16 protein-coding genes are annotated in these 15,192 nt (G+C 59.8%); 8 read left to right on the top strand and 8 right to left on the bottom strand.

Going from position 1 to position 15,192, the window contains the following annotated elements; genetic code table 11:
- Positions 1-19 precede the first annotated feature (19 nt).
- The 3 genes from ASG47_RS05055 to ASG47_RS05065 are packed head-to-tail and all read left to right on the top strand — an operon-like array spanning position 20 to position 3,504.
- On the top strand, positions 20-1,513 hold the full coding sequence (locus tag ASG47_RS05055; protein WP_061907653.1) for a CpaF family protein: 1,494 nt from the start codon (positions 20-22) through the stop codon (positions 1,511-1,513).
- Positions 1,514-1,515: 2 nt separating this feature from the next.
- On the top strand, positions 1,516-2,493 hold the full coding sequence (locus tag ASG47_RS05060) for a type II secretion system F family protein (RefSeq protein WP_061907654.1): 978 nt from the start codon (positions 1,516-1,518) through the stop codon (positions 2,491-2,493).
- A 15-nt stretch (positions 2,494-2,508) separates the two neighbouring features.
- On the top strand, positions 2,509-3,504 hold the full coding sequence (locus tag ASG47_RS05065) for a type II secretion system F family protein (protein ID WP_061907655.1): 996 nt from the start codon (positions 2,509-2,511) through the stop codon (positions 3,502-3,504).
- Positions 3,505-3,529: 25 nt separating this feature from the next.
- Here ASG47_RS05065 and ASG47_RS05070 read toward each other — a convergent pair whose 3' ends face one another.
- Complete coding sequence (locus ASG47_RS05070) at positions 3,530-4,300, bottom strand: tetratricopeptide repeat protein (protein ID WP_061907656.1); 771 nt, start codon at positions 4,298-4,300, stop codon at positions 3,530-3,532.
- A gap of 144 nt (positions 4,301-4,444) precedes the next feature.
- Between ASG47_RS05070 and ASG47_RS05075 the strand changes: the two genes are divergently transcribed.
- Positions 4,445-5,791, top strand: a complete 1,347-nt coding sequence (locus ASG47_RS05075; RefSeq protein ID WP_061907657.1) for a leucyl aminopeptidase family protein — start codon at positions 4,445-4,447, stop codon at positions 5,789-5,791.
- A gap of 59 nt (positions 5,792-5,850) precedes the next feature.
- On the opposite strand, the gene ASG47_RS05080 is transcribed toward ASG47_RS05075, so the two are convergent.
- The 3 genes from ASG47_RS05080 to ASG47_RS05090 all read right to left on the bottom strand — a co-directional run bounded on the left by ASG47_RS05080 (position 5,851) and on the right by ASG47_RS05090 (position 8,406).
- Positions 5,851-6,522 (bottom strand): YqaA family protein, encoded by a 672-nt coding sequence (locus tag ASG47_RS05080; RefSeq protein ID WP_082511582.1) that lies wholly within the window; start codon positions 6,520-6,522, stop codon positions 5,851-5,853.
- A 71-nt stretch (positions 6,523-6,593) separates the two neighbouring features.
- A complete protein-coding gene (locus ASG47_RS05085; protein WP_061907658.1) occupies positions 6,594-7,532 on the bottom strand; it encodes a 2-hydroxyacid dehydrogenase in 939 nt (312 codons plus the stop codon).
- 70 nt (positions 7,533-7,602) lie between these two features.
- Positions 7,603-8,406 (bottom strand): c-type cytochrome, encoded by an 804-nt coding sequence (locus ASG47_RS05090; RefSeq protein WP_082511583.1) that lies wholly within the window; start codon positions 8,404-8,406, stop codon positions 7,603-7,605.
- Between the two features lie 256 nt (positions 8,407-8,662).
- On the opposite strand from ASG47_RS05090, the gene ASG47_RS05095 reads away from it, so the two are divergent.
- The 4 genes from ASG47_RS05095 to treZ all read left to right on the top strand — a co-directional run bounded on the left by ASG47_RS05095 (position 8,663) and on the right by treZ (position 13,565).
- Positions 8,663-9,490 (top strand): prephenate dehydratase, encoded by an 828-nt coding sequence (locus ASG47_RS05095; RefSeq protein ID WP_061907659.1) that lies wholly within the window; start codon positions 8,663-8,665, stop codon positions 9,488-9,490.
- 158 nt (positions 9,491-9,648) lie between these two features.
- Positions 9,649-11,115, top strand: a complete 1,467-nt coding sequence (gene sthA, locus ASG47_RS05100) for a Si-specific NAD(P)(+) transhydrogenase (protein ID WP_082511584.1) — start codon at positions 9,649-9,651, stop codon at positions 11,113-11,115.
- A 127-nt stretch (positions 11,116-11,242) separates the two neighbouring features.
- A complete protein-coding gene (locus tag ASG47_RS05105) occupies positions 11,243-11,569 on the top strand; it encodes a hypothetical protein (protein WP_061907660.1) in 327 nt (108 codons plus the stop codon).
- A 139-nt stretch (positions 11,570-11,708) separates the two neighbouring features.
- Positions 11,709-13,565 (top strand): malto-oligosyltrehalose trehalohydrolase, encoded by a 1,857-nt coding sequence (gene treZ / locus ASG47_RS05110; RefSeq protein ID WP_061907661.1) that lies wholly within the window; start codon positions 11,709-11,711, stop codon positions 13,563-13,565.
- A 41-nt stretch (positions 13,566-13,606) separates the two neighbouring features.
- On the opposite strand, the gene yacG is transcribed toward treZ, so the two are convergent.
- From yacG to ASG47_RS21045, 4 genes are all read right to left on the bottom strand, one after another.
- On the bottom strand, positions 13,607-13,774 hold the full coding sequence (gene yacG, locus ASG47_RS05115; RefSeq protein ID WP_061907662.1) for a DNA gyrase inhibitor YacG: 168 nt from the start codon (positions 13,772-13,774) through the stop codon (positions 13,607-13,609).
- Positions 13,774-14,412: a Maf-like protein gene (locus ASG47_RS05120; RefSeq protein WP_061907663.1), complete on the bottom strand. Its 639-nt coding sequence runs from the start codon at positions 14,410-14,412 to the stop codon at positions 13,774-13,776. The genes yacG and ASG47_RS05120 overlap by 1 nt, the downstream gene beginning before the upstream one ends.
- Positions 14,413-14,418: 6 nt before the next feature.
- On the bottom strand, positions 14,419-14,637 hold the full coding sequence (infA, locus tag ASG47_RS05125) for a translation initiation factor IF-1 (protein ID WP_035082742.1): 219 nt from the start codon (positions 14,635-14,637) through the stop codon (positions 14,419-14,421).
- A 75-nt stretch (positions 14,638-14,712) separates the two neighbouring features.
- A complete protein-coding gene (locus tag ASG47_RS21045) occupies positions 14,713-15,192 on the bottom strand; it encodes a protein-tyrosine-phosphatase (RefSeq protein WP_274532521.1) in 480 nt (159 codons plus the stop codon).

The following is a 15,192-nucleotide window of genomic DNA, read 5'->3' on the forward strand; positions in this document are numbered from 1 at the left end:
CGAAAAATAAGAGAACAACATGTTTGGCAAGCGGACGACATTTGGCGGAAATACACCGGGCGTGGCGGAGATCGCTCGCCCTGTGCCCAGCCCAACGCGCCCTGAGCCAGCTGCCGCACCGCAACGCCGCGCTTCCGACACGGACAGCATGGCCACGCGCCAGCGAACGACGGACGAAGTGCTGGACGTGCGCAATCCCGTCGATGCGCAGCGTGATCGCGAATATTTCCAGACCAAGTCCGCGATTTTCAACGCGCTGATAGACTCCATCGATCTCAGCCAGCTCGCGACGATGGAAAGCCAGGCTGCGCGCGAGGAAATCCGCGACATCGTCGGCGAAATCATCGCGCTCAAATCAATCGTCATGTCGATTTCCGAGCAGGAAGATCTGCTTGAGGATATCTGCAACGATGTCCTCGGTTATGGGCCGCTCGAGCCGCTGCTGGCGCGCGACGACATCGCCGATATCATGGTGAACGGCAGCCAGAAGTGCTACATCGAAGTTGGCGGCAAGGTACGCCTCACCAATGTGCGCTTCCGCGACGATGCGCATTTAATGAATGTCTGCCAGCGCATCGTGTCCCAGGTTGGCCGCCGCGTCGACGAAGGCTCGCCCATCTGCGACGCCCGTCTTCCCGATGGCTCCCGCGTCAATGTTATCGCTCCGCCGCTCGCCATCGATGGCGCTGCGCTCACCATCCGTAAGTTCAAGAAGGACAAGCTGACCCTGCAGCAGCTTGTCAAATACGGTTCGATTTCGCCTGAAGGGGCTGAAGTTCTCCGCATTCTCGGCCGCGTCCGGGCCAATGTGCTCATCTCGGGCGGTACCGGCTCGGGCAAGACGACGCTGCTCAATTGCCTGACGGCCTTCATCGAAAAGGATGAGCGCGTCATCACCTGCGAAGACTCTGCCGAACTTCAGCTGCAGCAGCCGCATGTGGTGCGTTTGGAAACCCGCCCGCCCAACCTTGAGGGCGAAGGCGAGATCACCATGCGCGATCTCATCAAGAATTGCCTCCGTATGCGCCCCGAGCGCATCATCGTCGGCGAAGTCCGCGGCCCGGAGAGTTTTGACCTTCTCCAGGCCATGAATACGGGCCACGACGGCTCCATGGGCACGCTCCACGCCAATAGCCCGCGTGAAGCCCTGTCGCGTCTTGAATCCATGATCACCATGGGCGGCTATTCCCTGCCGAGCCGCACCATCCGCGAAATGATCGTGTCTTCGATCGACGTCATCGTCCAGGCCGCGCGTCTCCGCGACGGCTCGCGCCGCATCACCCACATTTCCGAAGTGCTCGGGATGGAAGGCGACGTCATCGTGACCCAGGACATTTTCGTCTATGACATCATGGGCGAAGACGCGAACGGCATGCTGATGGGCAAGCATCGCTCGACCGGCATCACCAAGCCGCAGTTCACCGAGCGGGCCCGCTATTTCAACGAGGAAGCCAACCTCATCGAGGCGCTCGAAAAATCCAATACCGAGCAACACGAACTGATGGGTCGCTGACCATGCTCATGCCTATCCTGCTTGTGATCTTGGCGGTCGTCGCGGTTGGCGCGGCCGGCTTTGCGCTCGTGCCATCGGCCCTTGGCAGCAGCCGAGCCCAGAAGCGTTTGAAAACCTATCGCGGCGACATTCGCGCCAATCGTCGGGAGCTCGATGCCAATCGTACGCGCGATGCGCGCCGCAAGACGGTGCAATCGGCGCTCAAGGCCCAGTCCGATGAGCTCAATGCCAAAAAGCGCTTGACCGTATCGGACATGATCTTTCAGGCCGGCATGACCATCACGCCAGCGGCTTTTATCCGCAATAGCGTCATATTTGGTGTCGTGCTCTTCCTCATTCTACTCATCACTCAGGTGCCATATTATTTCGCGGCAATTTTCGCCGTTGCCGGCGGGTATCTGCTGCCGCGCATGTATGTGATGCGCAAGCGCAAGCAGTATCAAAACAAGTTTCTCGACGAGCTGCCGAACGCCGTCGAAGCCATCGTGCGCGGCGTCAAGACGGGGCTTCCGCTCAACGATTCCATGCGCGTCGTTGCCAAGGATACCAAGGAGCCGGTGAAGTCCGAATTCCAGCGCGTGCTTGATCAGCAGGCGTTCGGTTTCTCGATGACGGAAGCCGTGCAGGTTCTGCTCCAGCGCGTGCCGCTTCCTGAAGTCAACTTCTTTGTCGTCGTCATCTCGGTGCAGCAACAGGCGGGCGGTAACCTCTCGGAAGCCCTCGGAAACCTGGCGCGCGTGCTGCGCAACCGCAAGAAGATGAAACAGAAGGTGGCTGCCATGTCCTCGGAAGCGAAGGCCTCCGCGGGCATTATCGGCTCCTTGCCTATCGTCGTCGCCATCATGGTTTCGGTCGTCTCGCCCCAATATCTGTCGCCGCTGATCACGACGCCATTGGGCCAGATCTGGCTGGGCGCCGCAGCGATCATGATGTGCCTAGGCGTTTTCGTCATGAACCGCATGGTTCAGTTCGAGTTTTAGGGCAGGGCATCGCACATGGTCGAAATGCTGACATCGCGCGAATTCCTGATTGCCGTTCTGGCAGCGATTTCGGCCGCCGCCGTGGTGTTCACCTTCGGCTCTTCGATGATCGTCAAGCAGGACATGAAGACCCGCGTCAAACGCGTCGCGCTTGAGCGCGATCGGATGCGTGCCGAGGAAATGGCGCGTCTGCGGGGCGGGGGGGCGATCGATAGCCGCTCGAGCATGCGGCGCACCAAGGAAGCGCGCTCCTATATGAAGACCGCGGTGGAGCGCTTCGACCTCAAGAAGGCGTTCCAGGACGACAACACCGTCGACAAGCTCGCCATGGGCGGTTATCGCGGCCAGGGTCACCTGACCTCGTTCCTGTTCCAACGCTTCGCCACGCCCTTTGGCGTGTTCATCATCGCGGCGTTTTATCTGCTGATCGTTATTCCCGGTGACCGGCCGGTTTTCTTGAATTTGGTGTACGCGATCGGTGCTGCGCTCGTCGGGTCCTATCTACCCGTACTGATGCTGCGGAACGCGACACAGAAGCGCCAGCAATCTATCCGCCGTTCCTGGCCTGATTGTCTCGATCTCTTGCTGCTTTGCGTCGAAGCCGGCATGTCGATGGAACACGCGTTCAAGCGCGTGGCCCGCGAAATCGGCCAGCAGAGCGCCGAACTGGCCGAAGAGCTGACGCTGACCACAGCCGAACTGTCATTCCTCGAAGACCGCACCCGCGCCTATGAAAATCTTGGCCGCCGGACCGGTCTCGATAATGTTCGCGCTGTCATGACCGCACTTATTCAGGCTGACCGCTATGGCACCTCGGTCGGTCAGGCACTTCGCGTCATGGCCGAAGAAGGCCGTGAATCGCGCATGATGGAAGCGGAAAAGAAGGCTGCGGCTTTGCCACCGAAGCTGACCGTGCCACTGATCCTGTTCTTCCTTCCGGTGCTCTTCATCGTCATCATGGCTCCCGCCATCATCAAGGTGATGGGCAACGGCATGATGAGCGGCGGCTGACCGTCAAACAGTTGCAAGCTTCGGTTCAGCCGTTGGGAATGAGATCCCAGCGATTTTGCTGGGTCAGCATGGCCCGCACATAAGTCATGTTGGCTTCGACCTGTTCCGGCGGCAATTCCGCGGCATAGATGGCGCGCGCTTCATCGAAGCGTCCCTGGAGACCGACGACAAGGGCAAGGTTCTGGCGCGTCTGGCTTGTTGCGCCACGCATCTGCACTGCACGGCGCAAATGCTGCTCAGCCGATGCCAGATCGGAGGTCATGGCATAGGAAAGGCCCATATTGGCTTCGATCGCCGCCTCGCCAGGCGCAACGGTTGCCGCCTGCGCATAAAGCGCACGAGCCTCGGCATTGCGGCCCATCTGATCAAAGGCCGCGCCCTTGACGAGAAGCGCATTCCAGTCTGGTGCATCTGGCCGCAATGTGCGGTCGATGACGGCCACCGATTGCTCAAAGCTGCCCATCGAGACCAGAGCCTTGGCATAGGCGACGGATAGTTCGACGTCGTTTGGATAGAGCCCGATCGCCTGCTCGAGCGCGGCTGCTGCTTGTTGCGGCTGGCCGGCTGCGCGCAGGGCCGCGGCATAAAGAATGACGGTATCGCGGTCGCGCGGATTGGATTTGTAACGCCCCGTCAGTTCCGCAAGCGTCTGCTGGCGCTGTTCCGCCGGAAGGCTCGAATAATCGGTCGCGCCAAGCTGTCCGCGATTGGAAGCGCAAGCCGATAGCGCGAGAGCTGCAACGCCGGCCAGCAGCAGCATGTGCCAGGTCCGATTGGTAGCAACGATACGCAGCACGGCACGACTCCTCGGGGGACTTTCCCCTCAGGCCAAGCAATAAATCATTAACCCTAATAGGCGGTTAAAGATCGCTGCCCCAGTGCGTTGCGCAAGCGAGGCGAGGGGGCTAGGTATGGTGGCGACCACACCCCGGAGTTGCCCATGTTCGCCTTGACCACCACCCCAGTTTATCTCGTTGGCGAAGGAGGGTTGGGAGCTTTGGGCTTATCGGGAGCACAAAAGGGCTGGGCTGAAGCCAATGGCTTTTCCGGCCAGCGCGGCAAGCTCTTGCCGCTCCCGAGCGCAGACGGTGGGCTTGATGGATATCTCTTCGGCGTCGGTCCTGCGGAGGGCCGGCCCGTCTTTGTCGCCGGCCTAGCCGCCGTCTCGCTTCCAGCGGCCCACTATCGTCTCGAAGGCGAACTTGGCGACGCAACGCTCGCTTCGATCGCATTCCGTCTCGGCGCCTATCGCTTTGATCGCTATCGCGACGCCAAGGCGACGCCCACACTCGAACTGCCGAGTGGCGCGGACAGCGCCGAAGTCGACCGCCAGGTGGCAGCTGCAAGCCTTGCCCGCGACCTCATCAACACGCCCTCGAGCGATCTCGGCCCGGACAATCTCCATAAGGAGATCGAACGTTTTGCCGCCGAGCGCAGCATGGAATTCAAGGCCATCGTCGGCGATGATCTGCTCAAGCAGAATTTTCCGATGATCCACGCCGTTGGCCGCGCCAGCACCCAGAAGCCGCGCTTGCTTGACCTCTCATGGGGCAAGGCGAGCGATCCCAAGGTGACGCTGGTGGGCAAGGGTGTCACCTTCGATACCGGTGGCCTCGACATCAAGACGGCGGCGGGCATGCTGATGATGAAGAAGGATATGGGCGGCGCCGCCAATATTCTGGGTCTGGCCAGCGCCATCGTCTCTGCCAAACTGCCGGTGCGTCTTCGCGTGCTCATCCCCGTCGTCGAAAACGCCATCGCGGGCGACGCCTTCCGGCCCGGCGATGTCCTTCATTCGCGCAAGGGTATTACGGTCGAAATCGGCAATACTGATGCCGAGGGTCGCTTGATCCTCGCAGATGCGCTAGCGCTCGCCGATGAAGAATCGCCCGAATTGATCGTCGATATGGCGACTCTGACTGGCGCCGCACGGGTGGCGCTCGGGCCTGAACTGCCGCCGCTCTATTCGACCGATGATGCCTTTGCCAAGGCCATCACCGAAGCCGGTCTTGAAGTCGAAGACCCCTTCTGGCAGATGCCGCTCTGGTCTTCATACGATGGTCAATTGAACTCGAAGATCGCCGATATGAACAATACCGGCGCAGGCGGCTATGCCGGCTCGGTCATTGCAGCGCTCTTCCTCAAGCGCTTCGTCAGCAGTGCAAAGGCCTGGGTCCACCTCGATATTCTTGCCTGGGCGCCAGAAGCGCGACCGGGTCGGCCGGTTGGCGCAACGGACCAGGGCATCCGAGCTGTCTTTGCGGCGATCAAGCAGCGGTTCGCATAAAGACAGACGGCTCCGGCAATCAGCGTGATGGCTGCCGGAGCTAAGCTCGAGAAGTGCTCCTAACCCTCTGGGTTCGGATCGACGATCTCGGCGTGGTTGGGTGCCTGGTCGATTACTGCGTCTGATTTTGGAAACAGCAGTGGCGCCATGGCAAAACCCACAATGACCAGAACGATCATGCCCCAGCCGGCCCATTTCTTGTGCCTTTCGATGAACTCGCCAGCGATAGGCCCGAAAAAGTAGAAGAGACCACAGGGCACAAAGTAGCGAAGACCCCGACCGATTAGGCCGTAGACGACGAAGGTCCAAATATCGAGCCCGGCAACGCCGCTCGTAATGGTGATGACCTTATAGGGGATGGGCGACAGCGCGCCGATCAGGATCATCAGCGGCCCATTTTCATTGAAACTCTGGCGCAGCGAGTCAAAGCCGTTGCCTGCCCCATAGAAATCGATGATGCCGCGGCCAAGCGTATCGAAGAGAAAGTAACCGATCGCATAGCCTGCAAGACCGCCGGTGACGGAGGCCACGGTGCAGATCGCCGCCAGCCGCCACGCCCGCATGCGATCGGCAATGATCATTGGCGCAAGCATGATTTCGGGGAAGATCGGCAGGATCATCGCCTCGAGAAAGCACAGCAGGGCCAGGATGGGCTCGGCCAGGCGATGTCTCGTGGCGAGCTTGAGACGGTCATAAAAGCTGAGCTTTGCAGCGGGCGCGGTGTCGGTCATTGGTCTCTTTTGTCTGGGCAGTGCACTAGCACCATTATGCGGAAAACTTTGTCAGGCCAGTGAAATTTGCGTCAGTAACCGCGATTGCGATCGACGACGTTGATCAGTGGCCTTCCGGCGCGATGATCGGCAATAATCTTTGAGAAATAGCGCACGCCGCTTTTTTCGTCTGAAATCGCCGCGATATGCGGGGTGATATAACAGTTCTCGATATCCCAGAGCGGGCTCTCCTGCGGCAGCGGTTCCTGCTCGAAAACATCGAGGCTCGCTGCGCCAAGCGTGCCATCCGCCAAAGCTTTGACGATATCGGCCTCGCGCTGATGCCCGCCGCGTGCGGCATTGATGATCACGGGGCCACCCTGGAGATTGCCAAGCCGCAGCTTGGCAAAATTCTCGTAGTTGAGAATGCCCGTCGTTTCCGGGGTCAACGGCAGAAGGTTGACCAGAATGTCGGTGCCCGAAAGAAACGCATCGAGGTCTTCATCTCCCGCAAAACAGGCGACGCCCTCGACTTCCTTGCGGGTGCGGCTCCAGCTTCGGAGCGTAAACCCAAGCGGCGCCAATCGGCGCGCAGCATCCTGGCCGAGAACGCCCATGCCCATGATCCCGACGGTGCTTTCGGCGGCAGAGGGGGGATAGAACTGGCTCCAGCGGCGCGCCTTCTGGTCGGCGCGGAAACGGGTATAGACCCGGTGATGCATGGTAACATGGGCAACCACATAATCGCTCATGCGCTGGCTGAGGTCGCTGTCGACAAAGCGCACCAGTGGTGCATCGGGCAGTTTTGGATGCTTGATCAAGGCATCGACGCCCGCGCCGAGCGACAAGACCGCCTCCAGCCCTGTCAGCCCATCAAAGGCGTCGGGCTTGGGCTTCCAGACAAAAACATAGCGAATATCGGTGGGATCGAAATCATTGCCGCGCCGCACCACGGGATAGGGATGAAGCGCCTTGGCAAAGGCTTCGGCCCAACTGGCTTCGTTGACGTCATTGAGATGGAGAAGGAGCATGGGCGGAGGATCTTTCAATAAAAAAGCCGCGCCTTGGGGCGCGGCTCATCAATGCCTTATCGAAACCAGCTCAGTTGCCGGTGGTCGGGGCCGTTGTCGGTGTGGTCGCCGGTGTTGCAGGCGCAACCTGGGTGGCGTCCCCGCCAGCGGCCGGGGTGCCCTCGACAGCGGTTTCAGACTCGGTCGTGGTCGGCGTTTCATTCTGTGCGGCTGGTGCGGTCTGCGTTGCGTCCGACGCCGGCGCGGTCACTTCAGCCGGGGCAACGGCGCCATCGGGAGCCGCTTCAACCGGCGTACCAGCCTCTTCTGGGGTCGCTGGCGCTTCTTCGGCGGTCGGGAACGGAACAGGGTTCGACGACAGCGTCTGGAGATAGGCCAGGATGTCGGCGCGTTCTTCGGGCGAACGGACGCCGGCAAAGGTCATCTTGGTGCCCGGCGCATATGCCTTGGGATTGGTCAGGAACGCATTGAGGTTCTCATAGGACCAGACCTGACCTTCGGCCTTCTGCTGCTGCAGAATGTCCGAATAGGCAAAGCCTTCCATATGAGCCTTGGTATTGTTCACAATATTATAAAGGTTCGGACCCTGCTTGGCCGCCTCGCCTTCGCCAAAGCTATGGCAGGACTGGCACTTGCGGACAGCGGCAGCGCCACGGTCAACGCTCGCGCTGGCCAGCAGCGTGGCAAGCGGCACTTCCGGTGCGGCATCAGCGGCAGCGCCAGCTTCCGCGACTTCCGGCGCGGGCAGGGCATAGCCCGGACCATTGTCCTCTTTCGGGTGGTAGATGGCCTCAGCCAGAAAGCCCACGCCCATGACAAACATAAGTGTGCCAAGGACGGCGCCCATGATCTTGTTTAGCTCAAACGAATCCATTTGGTCTCTCTGCCGGTCCATCCCCGGTGGACAATAAACGAACTGGGTCCAACAATCGGTTTCCGAGGGAAACCTGCCTCAACTGACCCGGTTCGACGCGCGCGGAAGATAGTATTACGCCTCGTAGGGTGCAACAGGACAATCCCTCTTGGCGACAATTCCCCCAATCTCATGTCGTTTTAGCCCCAGAAACCTCTGATTGACACCCTCTGGTGCCGCGTCTAAAGCCCGCAGCAGGCAGATGAACGGACCTCCCATGAGCATGAAGATAGCCTTTCAAGGTGAACCTGGCGCATTCAGCCATGCCGCAGCGGCCAATGTTTTTCCCGGCGAAGAATTCGTGGGCTGCGTGACCTTCGAAGAAACGCTCAATGCGGTTCAGTCGGGCAAGGCAGATTTCGCGGTCGTTCCGGTCGAAAATTCGCTCTATGGGCGCATCACCGACATTCATCACCTTTTGCCCGAAAGCGGTCTCTTCATCATCGGCGAGACCTATCTTCGCGTCGAAATGAACCTGCTTGGCGTGCCCGGCGCGACGCTTGACGATATCAAGGCCGTCCAGTCGCTCTCGGTCGCACTTGGCCAGTGCCGCCGCTTCATCTCCGAAAACGGCTATCGCACCATCAATGCCGTCGATACCGCCGGCTCGGCGCGCGAAATTGCGCAAAAGGCCGACAAGTCCGTTGCAGCCATCGCGTCGCGCTTTGCCGGCGAGATTTATGGTCTCAATGTTCTCGCGAGCAATATCGAGGACGCCGACCACAATACAACGCGCTTCCTCGTGCTCTCGACCACCGCAAAATTAGCGCCTCAGGCGGGCAAGGTGAAAACGACCTTCATCTTCCGCGTGCGCAACGTGCCTGCCGCGCTCTACAAGGCCATGGGCGGCTTTGCGACCAATGGTGTCAACATGACCAAGCTCGAAAGCTACATGGTCGGCGGCGCTTTCACGGCCACGCAGTTCTATGCCGATATCGAAGGGCATCCCGATGATGTCAGCGTTCAGCACGCTTTTGACGAGCTGAAATTCTTCACCGACCGGTTCCAGATCCTCGGGGTCTATCCCGCCTCCGAGCAGGTCTGATCCCAAGTCCTCGCTCCGAAGCGATTGGTAATACATCTCGGCTAATGTGCCGAAAGTGCATGTCTGCCAGCCCTTAGCGGCGCTGTCCGATTCGGTGCATTCGTGTTGTCATATCTGCGGCTTAATAGTCTGTACCCGTCGGATCCAGGGGTCTATCGTTGGAACATTTTGATCTCATCGTCATCGGCTCTGGGCCAGCCGGCCGTCGTGCTGCCGTGCAGGCAGCCAAGCTCGGCCGGTCCGTTCTCGTGGTGGAAAATCGCCTGCGTCTCGGCGGCGTTTCCGTCCACACCGGTACGATCCCCTCCAAGACCCTGCGCGAAACGGTTCTCAACCTCTCCGGCTGGCGCGAACGCGGCTTCTATGGCCTCTCCTATCGCGTCAAAAAGGACATCGAGGGCAAGGATCTCGGCGCCCGCCTGCGGATGACGCTCAACCACGAAATCGAAGTTCTCGAACACCAGTTCAACCGCAACGGCGTGCGCACCTTTGGCGGCATGGCGCGCTTTATCGATCAGAACCACATTGCCGTCGTGGCGCCCGATGGCGACGAGACGCGGTTTGGGTTTGACCACGCGGTCATCGCGGTGGGCACCGCGCCCTATCGCCCCGCCAATATTCCGTTCAACGACCACTCGGTTCTCGATAGCGATAGCCTCGTTTCCGAGCCACGCGTGCCACGCAGCCTGACGGTTGTGGGTGCAGGCGTCATCGGCATCGAATATGCGACGATCTTTTCGGCACTCGATGTGCCTGTCACCATCGTCGAACCCAAGGACACCATCCTCGATTTCATCGATCGCGAAATCATCGAAGAATTCACTCACGATCTGCGCCAGCGCGGCGTGACGCTGCGGCTCGGCACCAAGGTCGAAAAAGTCGAGATCGACGAACAGGGCTGGGCAGTTTCCATCCTCGCCGATGGCCGGCGTATCCGAACCGATATGCTGCTTTATGCGGCTGGCCGCTCCGGCGCGACCGCCAATCTCGGCCTTGAAAATGCCGGCCTGACGCCGGTTGATCGGGGTCGCCTCAAGGTCGATCCAGTGACCTTTCAGACCGAGGTCCGCAACATTTACGCGGCTGGCGACGTCATCGGTTGGCCGTCGCTCGCTTCGACCTCGATGGAACAGGGCCGCATCGCCGCGCTCCATGCGTGCGGCGCGCAGATGCCGCCGGCTCCTGAATTCTTCCCCTATGGCATTTATGCCGTGCCGGAAATTTCGACCGTGGGCCTGACGGAGCAACAGGTCAGGGCGCAGAACATTCCCTATGAAGCCGGCATTGCCCGCTTCCGCGAGACGTCGCGCGGTCACATCATGGGCCTCCAGTCGGGCATGATGAAGATGATCTTTGCGCTCGATACGCGAAAACTGCTCGGCGTCCACATCGTCGGTGAAGGCGCGACCGAACTGATCCATATCGGCCAGGCCGTGCTGAACCTGGGCGGGACGCTCGACTATTTTGTCGAAAATGCCTTTAACTATCCGACACTTGCCGAAGCCTACAAGATCGCCGCGCTCGACGCCTGGAACCGTATGCCGCGAACCAAGCCGATCGCTGCGACTGTTGAAGAGACGGTTGTTGAACTTCCGCCATTCAAGGTTGGTACAGCAAAAGGCTGACGCGATCCGTCGCGTTGTTGCAAACGGAGCCTGTACTCGAAATTAAGATAATTTTCGACGGCCCCTTGCTCTTATCCTGAGTTTGGAATTACCTCCGGAACGGGAAGATATTTCCCGGGGGACTATCATGAACAAGACTGTGGCAGGCCTTGCGCTTGTCTTTTTGGCCGCCAGCGTCGTGAACGCTTCGGCGCTGGATCGTCGCGTCCAGATCAACAATAAATCGTCATACGACATCGTCGAATTCTATGCCTCGAACACGGGCACAAATTCGTGGGAAGAAGATATCTTGGGCAAGGACATCCTGCCCGCAGGCCATAGCGTCATGATCAACATCGATGACGGCTCTGGTTACTGCAAATATGACTTCCTGGCTGTGTTCGAAGATGGCGATAAGGTCACCTCGACAGACAACAATGTCTGCGAACTGGCCGATTTCAGCTTTACCGACTGATCGAGACTATTGCGGGATCGCGCCATGAGCGCGGTCTCGCCTGGCCTGGCCAGGATCAAACTTGCCATGCTGGGTTATGAGGCGGCAACGCGTTTGCGGCTGCGTCGTTATGGGAAGCCTCCTCTTTCATAGGGCTTCCATGTCCAAATCCAGTTTTTTCGGCGCCAAGCCGACCGCTGCAGGCACCCATTTCAGACTTTGGGCGCCCGAAAAAAGCCGCGCGGCCGTCGATGTCGAGGGCGCGGGGAGTTTTGCGCTAACCCCTGAAGAAAAGGGCTATTTCAGCGCCCTTGTGCCCAATGTTGGCGTGGGCGCAAAATACAAATTTCGGCTCGACGATGGCTTGCCCATGCCGGACCTCGGCTCGCGCTGGCAGCCTGAGGGTAGCGATGGCGTATCAGTCGTCGTGTCGCCAGAGTATATCTGGACGGATGCGGGCTGGGCGGGGCCGGTGGCGCAGGATCAGGTTATATACGAACTCCATGTCGGCACCTTCACATCCGAGGGGACATGGAATGCCGCGCGCGAAAAGCTTCGGCATTTGAAAGACTTGGGCGTGACCGTGATTCAGGTCATGCCGGTTGGGTGCTTTAAAGGAACATTCGGCTGGGGCTACGACACGACGCTTCCTTATGCACCCTATGCCCCCTACGGAACGCCGGACGACCTTCGCGGCTTTGTCGACGCGGCGCACGGATTGGGGATCGGGGTCATCCTCGATGTCGTCTACAACCACGCCGGCATGGGAGACTATTACCATGCCTATAGCGAGCACTTTTTTACCCACACGCATGAGAATGAGTGGGGCAGCGGATTTAATTATGACGGCGAAAATTCGCGGGCCGTCAGGGATTTCATGATCGGCAACGCCGTTTACTGGATCGAAGATTTTCATCTCGATGGACTTCGGATCGATGCGGCGCAGGCCATGTTCGACACGAGCGAAACGCACATCATCGCCGAGCTGACCGACGCTGTCCGCGAAGCGGCCAAACCGCGGCGCGCCTACATGGTGGTCGAAAACCAGCCGCAGGAACGGCGGATGATTGCTGACCCGAAGGAAGGCGGTTTTGGGCTCGATGGCATGTATAGCGACGACTTCCAGCACGCCATACGAGTGGCGGCGACCGGGCATAACGACTTCTATTATCGAGACTATTTGGGTTCGCCGCAGGAGATCGTCTCGGCCCTGAAATACGGATTTTTGTATCAGGGTCAGCGCTCGGACATGCGCGATAAGGCCTATGGCACATATAACCTTGAAACGCCCGCAGAGCACTTCGTGCATTTCCTCGAGAACCACGACCAAGTTGCCAATTCGGCCAAGGGCTTACGGCTTTCCGAGCTTATGTCGCCAGCGCGGCTGCGGGCGATAACACCGCTACTACTGCTTGGACCGCAGACGCCGTGTCTGTTTCAGGGGCAAGAGTTCGGATCGCGCAAGCCATTCCTCTATTTTGCCGGACGCACGGGCGAAGAAGCCGAGGCGGTGGCGGAGGGCCGGAAGAAGGGATTGATGGATTTTCCGTCGGTCACCGACCCAGAAATGCAAGCAACGCTGGCGCGGCCCGATGACCCCAAAACCTTCGCGCTCAGCAAGCTCGACTGGTCGGAAATGTCGAGCAATTCCGGTATCTTGGCGCTACACAAGGAGCTGCTAGCGCTCCGCAGAACCGACGCTGCCTTCTCGCAAATATCAGCGCGGCGGGTTGATGGCGCGGTGTTGGGCGAGTGTGCTTTTGCGCTGCGTTTTTTCATGGCTGACCCGAGCCAACACCGGCTTCTGCTCTGCAATCTTGGACGCGACTTGCATATGGCCGTGACGCCTGAACCGCTGCTGGCGCCACCCGACGGGCAGCGCTGGGCGCTCCAATGGTCGAGCGAGCACCCTAAATATGGCGGGGCAGGGCGGCGTCCGGTGGAGCCGGAAAAGTTCTGGATCCTGCCCGGTGATTGTACTCTGGTGTTGCGCCCGGAGAGCCGCAATCCGGCGTGACTTCGGTAGCATTCCGGTAACATCGAGCGCGGGTTAGGGCATTATTCGTCATCGTCCTGCGGGAGCGGCTCGTCGTTCCGTGCGGGGATGACATAGGAGCCGGTCAGCCAGCGATTGAGATCGACATCGGCGCAGCGTTTCGAGCAGAACGGCTTAAACTTATCCACGGTCGGTTTTCCGCAGATCGGGCACTTGCGTTCGGGCGCCATCAGACCCCCGACAGGCTCGACTGATTGAGCCAGTTGAAGTGAACCGGATAGCCTTCGCCAGCAAGAAGTTGCGTCACTTCATGGAGCGGCAGCCCGACGACGCCGGAATAGGAGCCCACGAGTTTGACGACGAATGAGCCGGCAATGCCCTGGATGGCGTAGCCGCCGGCCTTGTCGCGCCATTCGGCGCTGGCGAGATAGGCTTCCATCTCGCGCGTCGAGAGGCGCTTGAAGCGCAGGCGGGTTTCAACGATCCGGTTGCGCTTGGCGCCCGACGGCGTCAGGAGCGTGACGCCGGTATAGACCCGATGCGCGCGCCCCGAGAGAAGGCGGAGACATTCGGATGCCTCTTCCATGGTCTCGGCCTTGGGCAGGATACGCCGGCCAACGGCGACAACCGTATCGGCAGCCAAGACAAGCGCTTCTTCGCCAAAGCCGGCGACGCGCGCCTTGTGCTGGGCGGTAAGTGCTTTCAGTTCGGCGAGGCGGCCAGCGAGCTTGCGCGGCAATTCGCCCTTTTCGGGCGTTTCATCAACATGAGCGGGCACCAGATGCTGGGGCTCGATGCCGATCTGATTGAGCAATGCAAGCCGACGCGGCGAGGCGGAGGCCAGGATCAGGTCCGGACGGCTGGCCATAGCTATTTACTTGAAACGATAGGTGATGCGACCCTTGGTCAGGTCGTAGGGAGTCATTTCACACAGCACCTTATCGCCGGCGAGAACACGGATACGGTTCTTGCGCATGCGACCAGCAGTGTGAGCGATGATCTCGTGTTCGTTTTCCAGCTTGACCCTGAAGGTCGCGTTGGGAAGCAATTCGGTGACCACGCCCGGGAATTCGAGCACTTCTTCTTTGGCCATACTTTCTCCTGGGAAGACCCCCGCGTGCGAAATTGCTCGGCGGTGGCCGTAAATTTTGGCGGAACCTACTGCAAATCAGTGGCTTTGTGAACTACCGGAAACCAGTGGTTCCAAACGATTACGAACGCGGCGCCTGAGGCCATCGCGAAGCTCGCGATAAGCCGACAGAACCACGTCCCGACTTCCCTCGACAAGTGAGGGATCCGTAACCGTCCATTGTTCGACTTCGCCAGCCTCAAGGCCCTTGCGGGCCACAGCCTCCGGCGCATCGTCGGACAGGGTAACAACGAGATCGAAGCGGTTGGCCACGAGCTCATCGAGAATATGGGGCGTATGAACGCTCATATCAATCCCGATTTCTTCCATGACCTCATGGACGAACTGATCGGCCTTGCCGCCATTGACCCCGACCGAGCGCGCAATGATGCGGCCGGGGAAAGCTTGGCGAACAAGAGCCGCGGCCATGGGCGAGCGCACCGAATTCATCGAACAGACGAACAGCACCGTCGGCAATTCGCTCGTCGCCTCGTCGATGCGGCTTGCATAGGGCTGCAC

This window comes from Devosia sp. Leaf420 (assembly GCF_001425445.1).
GTDB lineage: Bacteria > Pseudomonadota > Alphaproteobacteria > Rhizobiales > Devosiaceae > Devosia.